Source organism: Candidatus Methylospira mobilis, assembly GCF_009498235.1.
Classification (GTDB): domain Bacteria; phylum Pseudomonadota; class Gammaproteobacteria; order Methylococcales; family Methylococcaceae; genus Methylospira; species Methylospira mobilis.
This window is the reverse complement of record NZ_CP044205.1, coordinates 2,052,248-2,068,652: the sequence shown is the minus strand read 5'-3', so window position 1 is coordinate 2,068,652 and position 16,405 is coordinate 2,052,248. Positions and strand designations below refer to the sequence as shown.

19 protein-coding genes and 1 pseudogene are annotated in these 16,405 nt (G+C 55.1%); 10 read left to right on the top strand and 10 right to left on the bottom strand.

Annotated elements, in window-relative coordinates; all coding sequences use genetic code 11:
• Positions 1–239 precede the first annotated feature (239 nt).
• From F6R98_RS09110 to F6R98_RS22010, 4 genes and pseudogenes are all read left to right on the top strand, one after another.
• Entirely contained in the window at positions 240–572 is a 333-nt protein-coding gene (locus tag F6R98_RS09110) for a hypothetical protein (protein ID WP_153248751.1), read from the top strand.
• 16 nt (positions 573–588) lie between these two features.
• Positions 589–816, top strand: coding sequence for an ABC transporter permease (locus tag F6R98_RS09105; protein WP_228125188.1), 228 nt, complete (start codon positions 589–591; stop codon positions 814–816).
• A gap of 9 nt (positions 817–825) precedes the next feature.
• Positions 826–1,385 (top strand): annotated as a pseudogene (locus F6R98_RS09100) (ATP-binding cassette domain-containing protein).
• A 45-nt stretch (positions 1,386–1,430) separates the two neighbouring features.
• Positions 1,431–1,616 carry a hypothetical protein gene (locus F6R98_RS22010; protein WP_228125187.1) on the top strand — a complete coding sequence of 62 codons (186 nt, stop codon included), beginning with the start codon at positions 1,431–1,433 and terminating at the stop codon, positions 1,614–1,616.
• A gap of 85 nt (positions 1,617–1,701) precedes the next feature.
• Here the strand turns inward: F6R98_RS22010 and ggt are convergent, their stop codons facing one another.
• Entirely contained in the window at positions 1,702–3,369 is a 1,668-nt protein-coding gene (ggt, locus tag F6R98_RS09095) for a gamma-glutamyltransferase (RefSeq protein WP_153248750.1), read from the bottom strand.
• A gap of 366 nt (positions 3,370–3,735) precedes the next feature.
• On the opposite strand from ggt, the gene F6R98_RS09090 reads away from it, so the two are divergent.
• A complete protein-coding gene (locus F6R98_RS09090) occupies positions 3,736–4,332 on the top strand; it encodes a nitroreductase family protein (RefSeq protein ID WP_153248749.1) in 597 nt (198 codons plus the stop codon).
• A 63-nt stretch (positions 4,333–4,395) separates the two neighbouring features.
• Here F6R98_RS09090 and F6R98_RS09085 read toward each other — a convergent pair whose 3' ends face one another.
• Positions 4,396–4,929 (bottom strand): cytochrome b, encoded by a 534-nt coding sequence (locus F6R98_RS09085; RefSeq protein ID WP_153248748.1) that lies wholly within the window; start codon positions 4,927–4,929, stop codon positions 4,396–4,398.
• 759 nt (positions 4,930–5,688) lie between these two features.
• Between F6R98_RS09085 and F6R98_RS09080 the strand changes: the two genes are divergently transcribed.
• The 5 genes from F6R98_RS09080 (at position 5,689) to F6R98_RS09060 (ending at position 10,095) form a co-directional block, all read left to right on the top strand.
• Positions 5,689–6,888 (top strand): sigma-54 interaction domain-containing protein, encoded by a 1,200-nt coding sequence (locus tag F6R98_RS09080; protein ID WP_153248747.1) that lies wholly within the window; start codon positions 5,689–5,691, stop codon positions 6,886–6,888.
• A gap of 435 nt (positions 6,889–7,323) precedes the next feature.
• Positions 7,324–8,688, top strand: coding sequence for a cytochrome B6 (locus F6R98_RS09075; protein WP_153248746.1), 1,365 nt, complete (start codon positions 7,324–7,326; stop codon positions 8,686–8,688).
• A gap of 128 nt (positions 8,689–8,816) precedes the next feature.
• Positions 8,817–9,218, top strand: coding sequence for a FosX/FosE/FosI family fosfomycin resistance hydrolase (gene fosX / locus F6R98_RS09070; RefSeq protein WP_153248745.1), 402 nt, complete (start codon positions 8,817–8,819; stop codon positions 9,216–9,218).
• Complete coding sequence (locus F6R98_RS09065; RefSeq protein ID WP_228125186.1) at positions 9,215–9,508, top strand: nucleotidyltransferase family protein; 294 nt, start codon at positions 9,215–9,217, stop codon at positions 9,506–9,508. Before fosX ends, F6R98_RS09065 begins: the two co-directional genes overlap by 4 nt.
• 71 nt (positions 9,509–9,579) lie before the next feature.
• Positions 9,580–10,095, top strand: coding sequence for a DinB family protein (locus tag F6R98_RS09060; RefSeq protein WP_265588139.1), 516 nt, complete (start codon positions 9,580–9,582; stop codon positions 10,093–10,095).
• A 24-nt stretch (positions 10,096–10,119) separates the two neighbouring features.
• On the opposite strand, the gene F6R98_RS09055 is transcribed toward F6R98_RS09060, so the two are convergent.
• The 8 genes from F6R98_RS09055 to F6R98_RS09020 form a co-directional block, all read right to left on the bottom strand.
• Entirely contained in the window at positions 10,120–10,998 is an 879-nt protein-coding gene (locus F6R98_RS09055) for a dienelactone hydrolase family protein (RefSeq protein WP_153248743.1), read from the bottom strand.
• 255 nt (positions 10,999–11,253) lie between these two features.
• A complete protein-coding gene (locus tag F6R98_RS09050) occupies positions 11,254–11,688 on the bottom strand; it encodes an NUDIX hydrolase (protein ID WP_153248742.1) in 435 nt (144 codons plus the stop codon).
• An 11-nt stretch (positions 11,689–11,699) separates the two neighbouring features.
• Positions 11,700–12,206, bottom strand: a complete 507-nt coding sequence (locus tag F6R98_RS09045) for an NUDIX hydrolase (RefSeq protein WP_153248741.1) — start codon at positions 12,204–12,206, stop codon at positions 11,700–11,702.
• Complete coding sequence (locus F6R98_RS09040) at positions 12,199–12,603, bottom strand: hypothetical protein (protein ID WP_153248740.1); 405 nt, start codon at positions 12,601–12,603, stop codon at positions 12,199–12,201. The genes F6R98_RS09045 and F6R98_RS09040 overlap by 8 nt, the downstream gene beginning before the upstream one ends.
• A 104-nt stretch (positions 12,604–12,707) precedes the next feature.
• Complete coding sequence (locus F6R98_RS09035) at positions 12,708–13,208, bottom strand: hypothetical protein (RefSeq protein ID WP_153248739.1); 501 nt, start codon at positions 13,206–13,208, stop codon at positions 12,708–12,710.
• A 121-nt stretch (positions 13,209–13,329) separates the two neighbouring features.
• A complete protein-coding gene (locus F6R98_RS09030) occupies positions 13,330–14,742 on the bottom strand; it encodes an LLM class flavin-dependent oxidoreductase (protein WP_153248738.1) in 1,413 nt (470 codons plus the stop codon).
• Positions 14,743–14,833: 91 nt separating this feature from the next.
• A complete protein-coding gene (locus F6R98_RS09025; protein WP_153248737.1) occupies positions 14,834–15,511 on the bottom strand; it encodes a class II aldolase/adducin family protein in 678 nt (225 codons plus the stop codon).
• Between the two features lie 316 nt (positions 15,512–15,827).
• On the bottom strand, positions 15,828–16,331 hold the full coding sequence (locus tag F6R98_RS09020; protein ID WP_153248736.1) for a DUF1993 domain-containing protein: 504 nt from the start codon (positions 16,329–16,331) through the stop codon (positions 15,828–15,830).
• Positions 16,332–16,405: the final 74 nt, after the last annotated feature.

The window sequence follows — 16,405 nt, the reverse complement described above, 5'->3', positions numbered from 1 at the left end:
CTTGTAGCCCGGACTCCGGAAGTCTTTCATCCGGGTTACAAGCTCATCGAAGAAACCGCCACCTTGATTACGATTGATATCAGCCATGACCTGCAGGGTGGCAATTTTCCGACCTCACAATAAGTATGTAGCCTGTCAACCTTGACAGGTTACAGCATCCTTAAGCAAACCGGAAAACACAGGGAAGCCTCCAGCCACCCAATTGACAAAATAGCGCGTGACCAAACAAATGCGCGCACATGGCCGAAAACCTTAAAACCAAGCTGGTGAGCTTCGGCATGTCGGCGCGCCGCTATGCCGCGTCGTTTTTGTCTCCGGCAAAGGAAATCACGCAGGCCGATACCTGGATGTACGGCGCCGGGGCGACGACGGTTGCCTCCCTACTCACTTCCGGCAAGCGTCAAGCCAGAACGCGTCAGGTCATCTACCAGAAGTGGAGCGAGATGGAGCGAGACCCGCTGGTATCGTCCGCCCTAAAGCTTCAGGTGACATCCGCGCTGGGCGGGCATGAGACCAGCGGCAACACCGTATTCATCGAGAAAAACCCTCGGCATAACCCGACACTTGAGTAACCCTGGACAGCAGCGCATGCCGAACGTGTGCTTAAGCGTTTCGAACGCGATATTTTCCCTGGATGCCGAAACCATCGCCACCACGTCCGGCATCGGTTATCTGGCCATGAATGCGCGCGAATTCATGCGCACCGATGTGGTAGTGCTGGCGATACGGCTCTACTCCCTGCTGGGTAAACTGGCCGATTCGCTGGCGCGACGGCTGGAAACCAGGCTGTTAAGCTGGCACCCCGCTTACCGTTGAGACTTAACCATGCCATCAAACATCCTCGCATTACCGCAACAGAGCCTTCATCACGGCGCGTCCCGAAACAAAATCGGCCTGTCCTACGGAACGTCGCGCGTATTGCGCGAACTCAACCTGGGCATCAAGCCGGGCGAATTTCTGGCGATAGTCGGGCGTAGCGGCTGCGGGAAAAGTACCCTGCTGCGTATCATTGCCCGTCTGGAACGTCCGGATAGCGGCGAGATCCTCCGCGACAACGGCGATAGCCATACACTGAACGGCGAAACGCGATTGATGTTTCAGGATGCGCGTTTACTGCCATGGCGCAAGGTAATCGACAATGTCGGCGTCGGCTTGCGCGGCAACTGGCGCGAACAGGCACGCTCCGCATTACGCCAAGTCGGGTTAAGCGAGCGCGAACAGGACTGGCCCGGCGTGTGTCCGGCGGGCAGAAACAGCGCGTCGCGCTGGCGCGCGCACTGGTAAGCCATCCCCGCTTGCTGCTGCTGGATGAGCCTTTGGGCGCGCTGGATGCGCTGACCCGCATCGAAATGCAGGCATTGATCGAAAGCCTATGGTTGAAATAAGGCTTCACTGCTGTACTGGTAACCCACGACATCGCGGAAGCCGTCGTGCTGGCCGACCGCATCGTGATGCTGGATCAGGGAAAAATTACGCTTGAGGTCGAAGTGCCGTTGCCGCGCCCGCGCGAACGCGGGCTTGCAGAGTTTGCAGCACAGGAAGGTAAAGTGTTACGCCACGTATTGGGAAACAAGCAGGACAGTGAAACAAAAAAGGGGCATAGCTGTTCAGCTTGAGCTTTTAAAGCGACAGCGATGCAGTCGGAAGCGGGTTGGCTGAATGGTTACTATCCCAACGCCAAGCGAAGCAACATCAACATAATCACCTCACCTCGGCCACCCCTTCTCCGCGCGGATCGCTGGCTGCGCTGAGCTGATTCTTTTTTTTGTCCCAAAGCACGGCCTGCATGTCGCCGTAGGGCTTGGCGGTTTGTTTGAATCGATGTCCCAGACGGCTCAGGCCTTGAACCTCCTCGTCGTTGAGTGCGCCCGGCTCATATTCAACCACATCAGGTAAATACTGATGATGATAGCGCTGGATCGAAACCCAGGACTCGGGGCCATGCCCCTGGGCGAAATCGAGCACGCCCAGCAAAACCATCGAAACGATGCGGCTGCCGCCGGGCGTTCCCAGCAACGCGATGCGATCCTGCGTTTCCAGGATGGTCGGCGTCATGCTGGACAGCATACGTTTTCCGGGCGCTATGGCATTCGCATTGCCGCCAACCAGGCCGTAAGAATTGGGACGCCCGGGCGCTACCGCAAAATCATCCATTTCATCGTTGAGCAGCACCCCGCTGCCTGCAGCGACAAAACAGGAACCGAACACGCTATTGATGCTCAGTGTGGCAGTAACCAGGTCGCCGTAACGATCGATGATGGAAAAATGAGTGGTATTGTCGCCTTGATGCGACTGCACAGCCGACGTGCTCAGCATTTCGCTAGGCAAAGCCCGGTCAAGACGTATCGAGGCGCGTAAACCGGCGGCATAATCAGGACTCAGCAAGCGCGTTAGCGGAATATGCACAAATCCGGGGTCGCCAAGATAAAGATCGCGGTCATGGTAAGCCCGGCGCTCGGCTTCGATAATCACATGTTTGCTGCCGAGCGGATCGTCCGGTAGCAGCCTGAACCCGGACAATATGTTCAGCGCTTCCAATAAAACAGCGCCGCCGCTACTGGGTGGCGCGGCGCTGATGACGCGTATGCCGCGATATTCGCCGGATACCGGGGTACGTTCCTGCACGCGGTAGTTTTGCAAATCCTTGTCCTGCCAGATACCGCCGCCATCGCGCACGCCTTGCAGCAGCATGGCTGCGGTTTGACCGCGGTAAAAACCGTCACCCCCCTGTTTTGCAATCCGTTTGAGCGTTTCCGCCAAATCCTTTTGCAGCAGACGAAAGCCAGGCGCAGGCGCTTTACCTTGATCGAGAAAGATCACGGCGGCGGCAGGCGATTGCTTGAGTTCGGCCTGATGCGCCGCCGCCGCCTTGATATAACGCTCGCCTGCTTCGAAGCCCGACTCCGCAAGCGCGATTGCCGGCGCCAGGGTTTTCTGCAGCGGCAAGCGGCCATAGTGCTTCGATAAATGCACCAGCGCGGCAGGCAACCCGGGAACGCCGGCGGCAAATGCGCCGACCAGAGAAGCCTGTGCTCTGGGTTCCCCGTATTCGTCCAGATACATATCGGGCCTGGCCTCCGACGGTGCGGTTTCTCGACCGTCCAGCATGACGGTTTTACCATCCGACGCACGACGCAACAGCCAAAACCCGCCGCCGCCTATGCCGGAGCTCTGCGGCTCAACAACCGCCAGCGCAGCGGAAACCGCTACAGCGGCGTCGAAGGCATTACCACCCTGTTCGAGAACTTCAAATCCCGCGCGCGTGGCCAACGGATGAGCGCTGGCTATCGCCGCATGTCCTGGACCTTCAGCTGCCCGGACGTTAAAAATCAGAGCCGACAGTGCCAGACTTATAATCAACTTACTCATTCAAACTCCCAAAAAGCGGCGGTAAAGATACGTAGCAGGAAATGTAAAGGTAGCGCCGTTGCGATGGTTTAAGCAACCGCCGCCCTTATTGTGCAGTCTGTCTCCACCCCGCACCAGAACTTGTAATTCCAGTACCAAACGCCGGGACATCGGCCCGCACCATAACAACAAAACACAGTGATGATATATCAACATGAATTGATGACGGCGTGTTGCGCGGCGAGCACCTGGCGGCCATCCGCCCCGAAAACTGAAACAGGTAGCATGGCATAAAACATGCAGCCGCTTCGCTGTTGGCAAACATCGGCGCATACCGGCACGGCTATTTTTTGCGCCTAATTCTTAATTTCTTAGAGAGACAGAAAAATGTCAGAAATACGTACCCCGGAACATCCCGTCGACTCCCTTTTTCTCAAGCGCTGGTCTCCGCGCGCGTTCACAGGCGAAGCGATAGACGATGCAACCCTGCTAACGCTGTTCGAGGCGGCGCGCTGGGCGCCATCAGCCTACAACGCGCAACCCTGGCGTTTCATTTATTCCAAAAACGGCTCGGAAAGCTGGCCTCAATTTTTGGAAATCCTTTTCGAATTCAATCGATCCTGGGCCAGGAATGCCTCGGCGCTGGTGATTGTGCTTTCCAAAACCAGCTTCATTCCTCCGGGAAAAACCGAGCCGCAACCGTTTCCCAGCCACAGTTTCGACACCGGAGCGGCCTGGGCCAGCCTGGCCTTACAAGCGACGCTTTCCGGATGGCCGGCTCACGGAATTGGTGGAATCGACAAAGACAAAGCCCGAACCCTTTTGGCAATTCCTGATGATTATGCGATCGAAGAAGGAATCGTCGTCGGCAAGCAAGGAGACAAATCCGGCTTGTCCGAATCCTTGCGCGAACGCGAAACCCCGAGCGCACGTAAACCGCTCGCCAGTCTGATCGCCGAAGGCCGCTTTACCTTTACCGATTAGAGTTATCCCCCGCTCTCCGCCGGAAGATTATTTCCGGCGGTAACGACATTCCTGAAAAACCAGCTAAATCATCCGCTTCAGCACGCACTGCCGATCCAGGTAGCGATGCTTCAATATGCCGGCAAGATGTAACGCAATCACCGCCAGCGCAGCATAGGCTATCACCGTGTGCACAAATCCCGGCGTAGCGCCTATGCCTTCAATGGTCGGAAACAACTTGGGCAAAACCAGACCGAACAGTTTGACAGGGCGGCCATGCAGATCGGAAACAGCCCAGCCGCTCAACGGCACAACCAGCATGAGGACGTATAAAAACCGATGTGCGTAATGTGCCAGTTCGCGCTCCCATTGCTCGAACTCGGCTGGTAATTCCGGCAATACCGATGCGCGCAGGCGAATAAAAAGGCGTAACCCCACAAACACCAATACCAGCACACCTATCGACTTGTGCAGATTCATCAGTATTGCGCGAAGCGGATCGTCCTTGGCCAAATCCACCATAACCGGGCCGGTGACGAAAAGCAGACCGAATCCTGCGGTCATGAGCCAATGCACTGCGCGCAGGGAAACCGGGTATTTGATGTCTTGAATAGTCATGGTATCGGTGTTTTGATGCTGGTTGGTGAAATACACAGCCCACGACCTGAAGAATTACCAGGATTACGGCTGCTGGGCCGCAAAAGCGGCGCAAACGCCTGTTTGCCTTCTCAGACCGCACTCAAACAAACAACAGACATAAGCAAGCCCCTGCTGGGAACTCTCTAACTACTAAAGAGACCAAGATCAGCGCCCGGCAAATCAAACGTCATGGACTTCCCTTCTCAAGCATATTCAGTGCCAAGATAGCGAAATTCAGCCGGCACAACTATCGCTCCACTCCATGGAACGAAATTTGCTCTCGATCAACATCTCTTAAACCAAAAAGGAAAGGTCTGCCGCCGCTTTGCCCGCGCAATTCTTCAGGCGGCGTACTGAGAGAAGCTCAAAAGCCGGTTTTTCACACTGCTCTCAGACATGCACGGCTGCTTCGAAACCAGCACAAAACCAGCAGCCTTGATGAAATCGCAGCATGATAAACCCGAATACCCCATCAGAACAGAAGTGGCGCGCAGCCCTTCCTCTCCTGAATGGAGACAGATGCCCCCATTAATTCTATTAAAGAATAACAATATAACCTATTATTCTTTATTGTTTAGATCATAAGCTGTTAAGGTAAATCCATAGTAAACCTAGCCGTCATCCAACAGAAAGCAGGAATTACCGGATATTTCCGCAAAAAACCGATCCGCAGCCTGAGAGCCGACCCATGCATGCGTGAGAACCCTTTGCCACCAGCCATTTTAAGAGGCGAATACCATGGAACCCACTCTCCCGGACAACCAGACAGAAACACTCCATCAGGACCAGCATGCGCCCGTGCTGACTTTCCCGGAACCGCGATCGATGACGCTTTCCATCCGCGCCAGCGCATTGGTGTTCGAAGACCCGTCTTCGCGTCAATTACTGGATCATGTCGAACGGATTGCGCCCAGCGATGCGACTGTCCTTATCATCGGTGAAACAGGCACAGGCAAGGAACTGATTGCACGACACATACATGCCCTCAGTGCGCGTCACAACAAACCATTCGGCGCATTGAACTGCGCGGCATTAACTGAATCGCTTATCGAAAGCGAACTGTTCGGCCATGAAAAAGGCGCTTTTACCGGCGCGGTAGGCGCCAAGGACGGTTGGTTCGAAACTTCCAATGGAGGCACGCTGTTTCTTGATGAGGTAGGTGATCTCCCCTTGGGCATGCAGGCCAAATTGCTGCGCGTACTGCAGGAGCGGGAGGTGGTGCGCGTCGGTGCAAGGCGCGCTACGCCCATAGACGTGCGCGTCATCGCCGCAACCAATGTAAACCTGGAAGAAGCGGTGGAGGCCGGACGTTTCCGCGCCGATTTATATTATCGATTCAATGTCGCGAACGTACAATTAATTCCATTGCGGGAACGTCCCGGCGATATTCTGCCTTTGACGCGTCACTTTATGGGGATTTACGGTAAACGCCTGGGCTACACCGAAGCGCGTCTGGCGCCTGAAGCCGAACGCACGCTATTGGATTACGATTGGCCGGGCAATATCAGGGAACTGGAAAACGCCATCCACAGAGCGCTGCTCATATGCCCCGGCGACGTATTGCGATCGAGCGACTTCAAGCTATCCGGATTAAAACCGCAAATATCCACCCCGGCAAGTTCCACATTATCGACAATATCCACATCATCACTGGAAAATGCGGTGAAAGCGCTGTGCGAACAATCGCCGCCCAAACTGTTCGAACTCATAGAGGAAACCATAATCCGCACGGCCTTCGACTATTGTGAGCAAAACCAGGTTCAAACCGCGCGCCTGCTGGACATCAGCCGTAATGTACTACGGCACCGGCTTACCATATACGGTATGTTGCTGGGCAAACAACAAATCAAGCCGCAAGAACCGGCCATAAACCTGTATACGCAACACACCGGCTTTTCAGCCCGAAACTCCGAGGAAGGTTATTGCGAGCATTACTAAAAAACCGGGTCACTCTTCAACTGCCTGTTTAGTTGGCGCGCGAGGACGAGACCGTACGCGCCGACTATCGAAGCGGCGCTACGGCCAGAACATAAAATTTACCGGTAAAAAAAGGTTGTACGGATTGACAAGATGAGCGACGATACTGCCGTGCCTCCATATCAGGGCTCGGGTAAGGCAGTCGAGACACGCGTGCATCGACTCTCAATGCTTGTAGGTAAGTAACTTGCCGGACTATGGCTCCGTACTCCCATAGAGAAGTTCTCGCGCCAGCGTAACCCAAAGTCCCGCTTAGCGCGTCACGCTGATGGTGATGAATTTTCATATTGTTTAACAGGCGCCCAGAGCGCAGCTCACGGTTGAGATTAGAACGATCAGCCGCAACGAGAAGCAAAACACATTCAATTCCACATCGATTCAGAGTAGGAGTTCGCCATGTCAGTTTGGTCTCGAATACACTGGTTCCCGGTCGCATTATCCGCTATGGCGGTTGTCGGTTTCTCGCTGACAGCTATGGCCGCCGATGAAAGCCTCCCTGCGCTGATAAAGCGCCTTCAAGACGAGAAACCGAAGTTTGCGCAGCGTCAGCAAGCCTTGCTTGCGGAACGCTACGACCTTGCCGACCGTCCGGCCAAGGGAACTTTCATGTCGCGTGGCAAGCCGGTGCAGGATGGCGTGCGCGTCAAGTTGCCGGAGGGCGTAACCTGGGAGAAACTCGCCGCCTTGACGCCGGACGAAATCAAGGAAAAGCGGCTTTGGCCGGCCGGATTTCTGCCGTTGCCGCATCCTCACCACGAAGCAGGGGGCATGGTGTTCCCCAAATTCCTGATAGAAGAAACCAGGAAGCAGACCGAGCGGGACCTGACGCGCTTCGATCTCGACTTCGACTTGCCGGACCATTTCCTTCCCGAGTTCCCGGCGCCGATTTATCTGACGACAAGACCGGATCTGGGCGACGTCTCGCAAGGCAAACTGGTGACGCTCGGCAACTTCAACGAATTGTTCAAAGACATTCTCAATCCCAAGCAGCTCGAAGGACTGCGCTTGCTGGTTACACCATTTCCTCAGCAGCAGTTCAACGCCACCGAAGACCGCCGCAGCCTGAAACCCCATCTGGGCGCAGCATGCTTCGACTGCCACGCCAACGGCCATACCAATGCTTCCACGCATACGGTCGGCGACATCCGGCCCAATGAACATCGCCACAGAATCGATACGCCATCACTGAGAGGCGTGAACATTCAGCGTCTGTTCGGTTCGCAACGAGCCCTGAAAACCGTGGAGGACTTTACCGAGTTCGAGCAACGGGCCGCCTACTTCGACGGTATTCCGGCCGACGCGGCGCGTAAAGGCACCAACATACTCGAACGCGGCAGCCAGGTGCATTTCATGGCGGAGTTTCAGGCTCTGCTCGACTTCCCGCCCGCACCCAAGCTTAACGTTTTCGGCAAACTCAACCTCGCCCAGGCCGGAGAGAGCGAGATACGCGGCCAGGAAATCTTTTTTGGCAAGGGCCAGTGCGCGGCTTGCCACACCCCGCCGTACTATACCGACAACCTGATGCATAACCTGAAGACGGAGCGGTTTTTCAAGGAAGTCATGATTAACGGCCGCAAGGCTTCGGCCGATGGCCCGATCAAAACCTTCCCGCTACGCGGCATCAAGGACTCGCCGCCCTATCTGCACGACGACCGTTTGTTGACGCTGGAAGACACCGTCGAGTTCTTCAACCTGGTATTGGAATTGAAGCTGAACACCCAGGAAAAGAAGGATCTTGTGGCTTTTCTACTCGTGCTGTAGGACACACGCGACTGTTTGCGCCGGAGGACCCAACCCATTGTTCTCCGGCGGGAACGGTCAACGATTTATGTTAACCGACGCTCAGCGAAGATTCCAATTACAAATGAATCGCTATTCGACCTTTTGCCATGCAGGTTAAAGGCATCAGCCACATCACGCTTATCGTACGCGACGTGGAACACATGGCGAAATTTTTATGCGAAGGGCTTGGCGCCGAAGCAGTCTACGATAGTGCAGGGAGTAATTTTTCCTTTTCGCGTGAAAAGTTCTTTGTGCTGGGCGGCGTCTGGTTAGCGGCAATGCAAGGGCAACCGACAGAGCGATCATACCGTCATACGGCATTCGAAGTCGATGAGGCGGAATTGCCGCTATTCGAAGCAAGACTGCGGGCGTTGGGCGTCGAGATACAAGCGTCGCGCCCCAGAGTGGACGACGAAGGTCTGTCTCTGTATTTTTATGACTTCGACAACAACTTATTCGAACTGCATGCCGGCACGCTCGAACAACGGCTTAAACGCTACGCGAAGTGAGCTCGATATCCGAAATAGCGAAAGTTCTTTGTTGGCATCCGGTAGCGCCGCTGTTGTCGCTTGAAGAGGCGGTTGCTTCCTGGCCCGAATATGCAACATCGGTCGACCTCACACTGGAAGCGGACAATTCGATCAAAATCATCGCGCCTCGCGGATTGAAGGACCTGTTCGCCATGGTAGTTCGACGCAACGCGTCAGCGTCGGCACGTACCGTCAACGCATTGCGCAAAAATGCTACACTGAACACTGGCCGAAGGTTAAAATCCTGCCAAGTTGATTCTGTCAACTAGATCCGTTACCATCTAACACGCTGATTTTTCCGTCTGTTCAAGCAATGAGCCTCTGCAAGCATATATGCCTTATGGCAGATTACAACAAGTGGATGAACGCCAAATTATACGAGGCGGCCGGCAATTTGCCCGGAACAGCGCTTGCAGAAAACAGGAAGGCCTTCTTTGGCTCCATACTCGGGACGCTGAACCACTTGGTAGTAGCGGACACTATTTGGCTCAAGCGCTTTGCAAACCATCCGGCCAAACATACGGCGCTCGAACCGGTAATCTTTACTCCAAGCCCGAAAAGCCTCGACCAGATCATGTTCGCCGACTTCTCTAGCCTCTCGCAACATCGGAAGTGGCTCGATAACATCATAACCGAGTGGTCGCATGAGCTTGCGGAATCCGATCTGGATCATGTATTACACTACGCCAACACCAAAGGCATCGCTGCCAACAAGCGTTTTTTCAGCTTGCTCATGCATTTTTTCAATCATCAGACGCATCATCGAGGACAAATTACCGCTTTGTTTTCACAAGCAGGCGTTGATGTAGGAGCCACGGATTTGCTGAATTTAATCCCGGATGAATCTGGAGCTTAGTCTCTCCTCCCCAAATCGCGCGCACTATAACCCATGCGCCTTGAACCACGCCTGTAATCGCTGCCAGCCGTCCTCGGCGCTTGCTTTGTGATAGCTGGGACGGTAGTCGGCATAAAACGCATGCGGGGCGTCGGGATAGACCTGAATTTCCGAAGCGCTGCCCGCCGTTTTCAGCGCCGCGCGCAACTGTTTCACCGTATCCAGCGGAATGCCCTGATCCTGTCCTCCGTACAAACCCAGTACCGGCGCTTTCAGCTCTCCGGCAACATCAATCGGATACCTGGGCGTCAGCGCGGTATGCTCGCCTACCAGACGCCCATACCAGGCCACGCCGGCCTTGAGCCTGGGTTGGTGCGCGGCATAGAGCCAGGTGATACGCCCACCCCAGCAAAATCCGGTAATGCCAAGCCGGCCAGGATCGCCGCCATGTTCATCCGCCCAGACCACCGCAGCATCGAGATCGGACAACACCTGTTCGTCGGGCAGCCGGGATAAAACCTGCCCCCTGATTTCGTCGATGTTCTTCAGCCTGGAAACATCTCCCTGCCGGTGAAACAGTTCCGGCGCGATGGCGAGATAGCCCAGTCTGGCCAGCCGCCGGGTAATATCCCTGATATGCTCATGCACGCCGAAAATTTCATGCGCCACCAATATCACCGGGAACGTGCCGCTTCCGGCCGGCGCGGAACGATAAGCCGGAATTTTTCCGTTCGCGGTTTCTATTTCGATTTCGCCGCTCGCCAAGCCTTCGCTACCGGTATGGATCAAGGTCTCGGAGGCCGGGGAGGATCTTACCGCCAGCGCAAAACCGGCGCTCAGCACACCGGCGATAAAACCGCGGCGGTCGATCGGAAAATCGGGAAGTATCCCCGGCGTCTCGCCGGATAAAGTCAAGTCTGTCATTGTATTTTCCTTGTTCATACTGGGAGATAAAAAGTCGAATCCCTTCATATATATATTGCAGTCATGGAGCCTGTGCGGACATACTCACGGCGTGTCTCGACAACCTTAGCTCAGTTCCAAAACGGCAGATGAATAATTACAAATAAATAGAGCCTGATCTATCGAGGCACCATTTTCAGCCCGGGTTTGTTCGATACCAGGGTAAAATCAAAAACTGCCAAGTTCGACCATAATCCAACACCCTGAGCATAGGATTTACGCCAATATAGCAATCGCATGAAGAAACGCCCCTTGACCGGCAGCAAGCGGTGGGATTGCCGTTATTGGTACCCACGAGAATTCGAACACCTCCGGTGCGGCGATTCCGCCGGAGGCTTCGAGATGCCGCCAACGTTCCGGTGCGCCCTGCAGCAGCGGAACCCGGAAGAAATGGCGCTGATGAAGTTCGGCACGGCCAAACGGAGACATATCGTACAGCCCGGCGCCGAGATACTCGGGTCTTGCGAAAATACTCAAACCCGTTTCCTCGCACAGCTCGCGCAACACGGCAGCTTCCGGTGCCTCGTTCCGTTCAATGGTTCCGGCGGGAACCTGAAGTCCAGCCTCGGGATGCAGCGGGTGAATGAACACCAGCAGCCGACCCTCCGCCACGACATAGGCAACCACCTTCTCGACAGTACGTTTCTCCATGAGAGTGCCGCTTAACGCCAAAGTCCAACGACGGCTTTTACGTCATCCGCTCCAGCACCTTGTTCGCCATCCCGATCAATTACCAATTCCATGCTCGGACTTGGATCGACTATGCGCCCTTTAATGAACGCGGGCTTAAGGTTAATCCCAGGTACGTCTTTTCTGGCTACCCAATTGAACACCTCATCAGCATTTTCTTGTTGTTTAATATTTTCATCCTCAAGCCATTGAACTTCATAGTAGATACAAACTTCGTGAAAATACTGACCGTCGTGTTCGAAAAAGTTCTCGGAACAGACCGCCGGACGCAAAACGTGGAAGCTGTCTCCGATTTCTTCGCATAATTCACGCTTGATCGCCATAAGCGAGCTTTCGTTGGTCTTGATTCTTCCTCCGGGTAAAAACCACCAGTTTTCGTCTGTCATACGGCACAAAAGAATCCTGTCGCCCCGGCGCACTATGGCGCCGGCGCGCATGTTTACCCTAAATCCGTTTAAACTGAACGTAATATCACTCATTCACTGTCCTGGCGCGCCGGAGCGGCTTCAAAATGCTGTCCACAAAAAGATCCTGCGATATGCGGCCTTGCACAACGCCCAATACGATGATGAATGCGCGAATCAGCGCCAGCACGATCAAGCAGATGAAAAGCGCGCGCACGGCATCGTTTTGATAAATTTCATCGTCAAACAGCCTGGAAACGACCGTCGCCAGATAGTTACCCAGCGTTCGCAGCGCATCGTTTTGACAAGCTTCGCCATGCAGCAGGCTGGATACGATATCGACCAGATATTTATAGAGAAAAATGGTCGCCGTTCCCAACAAACCCAATAATGCGCTGATGACGGACACGCTTATCGCCCTGTCGCGATAGTTGGGCAGCAAACGAACGACGCGCCAGACATTGATCAACATGACTGCTATCCCTGATATCAAAAAGAAACGCGACGAACGTTGAAGCCGCGCCGTTCATACCTTGTTATTCGGCCCCCACCTGAAAACTTTCGGAGGCTACGCCCTCAAACCGGCTCCCACGCAAGACGCGGTCCGCTCTGATTGGGGTTGCCTTCGATACGGATCAATTTCGCCGAGCCCTCACGCCGCGGTGAATGAATCTCACCCTCGTTGTAGACTCTTGCCGTACCGGGCGTTAATGTGGCGGAGTCGCGCAACCTGACCTTGCCGGGCGTCTCTGCTGTAGCCGGTTCGACAACCTCCCAGCCATCCATGGTGGTTACTCCTGCGATTTGAGCGTAGATGGCCCAGGAACTGCCATGGTCGTGGGGCTGCGTCCTTCTGGCCTCATGAAACACATGTCCGAGTATGGCGAAGCCCAGATCGGGGTCCTGGTAAAGCAGTTTGCGTTGCGGCTGGTCGTCGCCGAGGTATTGCTGTGCAAACGCGCTGTCTCTGGCGACTTCTTCCAGCAACGCGCGGACTGTGTCCCGCCCGGAGAGGCCGGGATCGGCGAGCAGCGTGTTGCGGACTTGTTGAGATAAGGTTTCTACGGTGTAAGTCATACTGTTTTCCATCAAATGATATGTTTGCAATTCGGCATACCGGTTTCCCTCCGGTCCGGCTGCGGCGCTTAGCATGCTTTGCGCCGCCCCGGAGCGAGAAGGCTTGAATAGCCGGGGAATGTCAGGCCGAGGACGTGGCGCGCAGCAACTCGGCTTCCGCTTGATCCGTCGTGAGCGCCGCGCAGGCGATCGATGCGCTTTTCGACACACCGCTATTGGGATTGGCCGGACGCTTGAATCCCAGGACTTCGCGCAGAGTCGTTCCGGTGTACTCGGTCTGGAAAATGCCGCGGCGTTGCAATTCGGGCACCACCAGCCTCGTGAAGTCTTCGAATCCGCTGGGCAACAGCGGCGGGACGACATTGAAGCCGTCCGCCGCGCGTTCGACAAACCATTGTTCGATAATGTCGGCCACGGTTTTGACCGAGCCGATGGCCTGTAAATGACCGCGCGATACGCGGAAACGCAGCACCAGTTCGCGGATGGAAAGATTCTCGCGCCGGGCCAGTTCCAGTTGCTGGCGGAAGCGGCCCTTGCCGTTTTCGCTTTCCTGGTAAGGCAGATCGGGCAACGGTCCGTCCACGTCGTACGAAGACAAATCGAAGCCGCCGAAATGCACGTTGCCGACATCGACCTGAAGCTGCAGCTCGCCGAACCGGTCCTGGGCCTCCTGGTCGGTCTCCGCAACCACGACCGAAAGTCCAGGGGTCAGGCGCAAGTCGTCTTCTTCGCGGCCGTATTTAGCCAGACGCCGCTTCACATCGGCATAATAGGCTTTGGCAATATCCAGCGACTGGGCCGAGCAATATTGCAATTCGGCGATTTTGGCGGCAAATTCGCGTCCTTCCTCGGAATTCCCGGCCTGTACGATGACCGGGTAGCCCTGTATCGGACGCGGAAAGTCGAGCACGCCTTTGGATGCGTAATACTTTCCATGGAAGTCCAGCGGATGGGACGCAGCCGGGTCATAGAACTGCCGGGCCTCGCGGTTAGGATGGTCGAATGCATCGTCGTCCCATGTGTCCCACAGCGCCTTGGTCACATTCAGAAACTCTTCGGCACGAATATAACGCTCCGGGTGCGGTGGAGGGTTCTGCTGCAGGCCGAAGTTTTCAGCCGTATGCTCGGGCCATTGAGCAACCACGTTCCAGGCCGCGCGTCCGCCGCTGATATGATCCAGAGACGTGAACAGACGGGCGACGTTGTACGGATAATTGAAATTGGTGTTCAGCGTGACCACCAGACCGATGTGCTTTGTGTGCGACGCAATCACCGATTGCAGGGTGAAGGGTTCGAACTGGTAGTTGTTGGGGCTCTTCCCGGTGTTGGCGGTAATTTCGCCCGACTGGCCGATAAAGTCGGCCAGGAAAAAAGCGTGGAATTTGGCGGCCTCGGCAAGCTTGGCGGCGCGGATATACCATTCCAGATTGGGACGCCCGTTGTCGGTGGAGCCTGGATGCAACCATCCTGCCGGATGATGGCCAAAGCGCTGGAAAAATGCATTAAGAACCAATTTGCGGGAATTATTGCTCACGGCTGTTGTGCTCCTTGGATTGGTGAAAAGATAAACCCGCCAGAGGCTGTCTGAGCTTGACGGGGTGCGGGACTGAAACGCGTTTAATGTCTTATTGCACGTAGCCGGTTTCCTTGGCTTTTTCCAGCAAACCGGTACGTTGCCACTGCTGATCCAGCGTGCCTGGGTTGTACTCTTTGGCGCCGCCGATTTGCTCTGCCAGCGACTGGAAGCGCGCGGCTTCTTCGATGAAGAGAATCAGCTGGGCGGTTTTGTTGATGCCTTTGCCCCAGATATTCGCGCCGCCGTTGGATTCCAGTATGCCGGTCGGAGGAGCCCAGTCGGGGTGTTGATCGAGGCGTTCGCTGATGATATCTATCACGCTGCGGGTACGGTCGAGGTGGTTTGGAATCACGCGGGTCAGTAAATGGCGTTGCGCCGCCACGTAGCGAATAGGGAAATCCTCGTGAGCCAGCGACCATGCCGCCAGGTATGGCGTATGGACGTGAACGAAGGTGTCTGCATCAAGGCGTGCTTCATGCAGCACCAGTTCGCTGCGTTCGGAAAAGCTGGAAAGCTTGATGCTGGCGCCGCCGTTATCTTTCTCCCAAGGCCTCGGGAAGTTGATGGACAGCAACAGGTCGTATCCTGGAATGCGATGCACGATATTGAACGTATAGGTAGCCGACAGCGTGCCGGTTTCCTTGAGGAAGCGAAAGGCGTTGATGGCTTCCTCCTTGGCGTTGTCGATGTAAGAGACAATTTCGACGAGTTTAGCGTCTATGGACATGGGTGAACTCCGTTATTGGATTTAGGATTTAAAGCTTCAGACCGCACGGTTTGCGGTCGACATGCAGGTAATTGCAGTTTTGGTGCCAATGACCTTGCTTAACTTAAGGTTAAGCCTGTTTACCGGGCTTTGGCGGCTTATGGCCGGCATTAACAGCTTTAAAGATCTGCAGGATCAAAACCTCTATCCTGCCTGCCGCTAATAATGTTTGCTGATCAACATCGAACAGACACCGATGTTGATTTGTCAGCATGAAGAGGCGGCTTGGAATTTATGACGAAATCCCGCTCCTTCGCTGATTGCATGCATTGATCGCTCAACTGCCCAAAAAGTCGCGCTTGCCGATGGGCACGCCGTTGTGGCGCAAAATGGCGTAGGCTGTAGTAACGTGGAAATAGAAATTGGGCAGACCGTAATTGAAGAGATAATCGCGGCCCAGCCAGGTCGCGGTATTGTCGCGCCGGGTGACTTCGATGCTTCGTTCTTCCCCGCCGGCCAATTGATCGGCATTGATCGTTTCCAGAAAGGCCACGGCATCCGCGAGGCGCGCCTTCAAGGCCGCCACGGTCACGTCTTCATGCCCCAGCACCGGCGGTTCCAGTCCTGCCAGACGGGCGGCAACCCCGCTAGCGGTGTCGGTCGCGATTTTTATCTGCCGCGAAAACGGATGCATATCGGGATACAGGCGTGCGTTCAGCAATACATCGACATCGAACTTTGCGCTTTCGGCGTGAGCGAGGCCTTTTTCGAAAAATGCACTCAGGTTGTTGAGCGTACGGATAAAGACAGGGATTGATGCCTGGTAAAAAGTTGATGGCATGTTTTTTCTCGCAAGATTGATAAAAAGCCAAGGAAACGCTGAGTAAGTTAGTTTTACACATGGTTCGACAAGCT

What these genes read in the sequence shown, in the direction of transcription:
- F6R98_RS09110 (WP_153248751.1), top strand. Translation starts at nt 240, where the DNA reads ATGGCCGAAAACCTTAAAACCAAGCTGGTGAGCTTCGGCATGTCGGCG.
- F6R98_RS09105 (WP_228125188.1), top strand. Translation starts at nt 589, where the DNA reads ATGCCGAACGTGTGCTTAAGCGTTTCGAACGCGATATTTTCCCTGGAT.
- ggt (WP_153248750.1), bottom strand. Translation starts at nt 3,369, where the DNA reads ATGAGTAAGTTGATTATAAGTCTGGCACTGTCGGCTCTGATTTTTAAC.
- F6R98_RS09090 (WP_153248749.1), top strand. Translation starts at nt 3,736, where the DNA reads ATGTCAGAAATACGTACCCCGGAACATCCCGTCGACTCCCTTTTTCTC.
- F6R98_RS09085 (WP_153248748.1), bottom strand. Translation starts at nt 4,929, where the DNA reads ATGACTATTCAAGACATCAAATACCCGGTTTCCCTGCGCGCAGTGCAT.
- F6R98_RS09080 (WP_153248747.1), top strand. Translation starts at nt 5,689, where the DNA reads ATGGAACCCACTCTCCCGGACAACCAGACAGAAACACTCCATCAGGAC.
- F6R98_RS09075 (WP_153248746.1), top strand. Translation starts at nt 7,324, where the DNA reads ATGTCAGTTTGGTCTCGAATACACTGGTTCCCGGTCGCATTATCCGCT.
- fosX (WP_153248745.1), top strand. Translation starts at nt 8,817, where the DNA reads ATGCAGGTTAAAGGCATCAGCCACATCACGCTTATCGTACGCGACGTG.
- F6R98_RS09060 (WP_265588139.1), top strand. Translation starts at nt 9,580, where the DNA reads ATGGCAGATTACAACAAGTGGATGAACGCCAAATTATACGAGGCGGCC.
- F6R98_RS09055 (WP_153248743.1), bottom strand. Translation starts at nt 10,998, where the DNA reads ATGACAGACTTGACTTTATCCGGCGAGACGCCGGGGATACTTCCCGAT.
- F6R98_RS09050 (WP_153248742.1), bottom strand. Translation starts at nt 11,688, where the DNA reads ATGGAGAAACGTACTGTCGAGAAGGTGGTTGCCTATGTCGTGGCGGAG.
- F6R98_RS09045 (WP_153248741.1), bottom strand. Translation starts at nt 12,206, where the DNA reads ATGAGTGATATTACGTTCAGTTTAAACGGATTTAGGGTAAACATGCGC.
- F6R98_RS09040 (WP_153248740.1), bottom strand. Translation starts at nt 12,603, where the DNA reads ATGTTGATCAATGTCTGGCGCGTCGTTCGTTTGCTGCCCAACTATCGC.
- F6R98_RS09035 (WP_153248739.1), bottom strand. Translation starts at nt 13,208, where the DNA reads ATGACTTACACCGTAGAAACCTTATCTCAACAAGTCCGCAACACGCTG.
- F6R98_RS09025 (WP_153248737.1), bottom strand. Translation starts at nt 15,511, where the DNA reads ATGTCCATAGACGCTAAACTCGTCGAAATTGTCTCTTACATCGACAAC.
- F6R98_RS09020 (WP_153248736.1), bottom strand. Translation starts at nt 16,331, where the DNA reads ATGCCATCAACTTTTTACCAGGCATCAATCCCTGTCTTTATCCGTACG.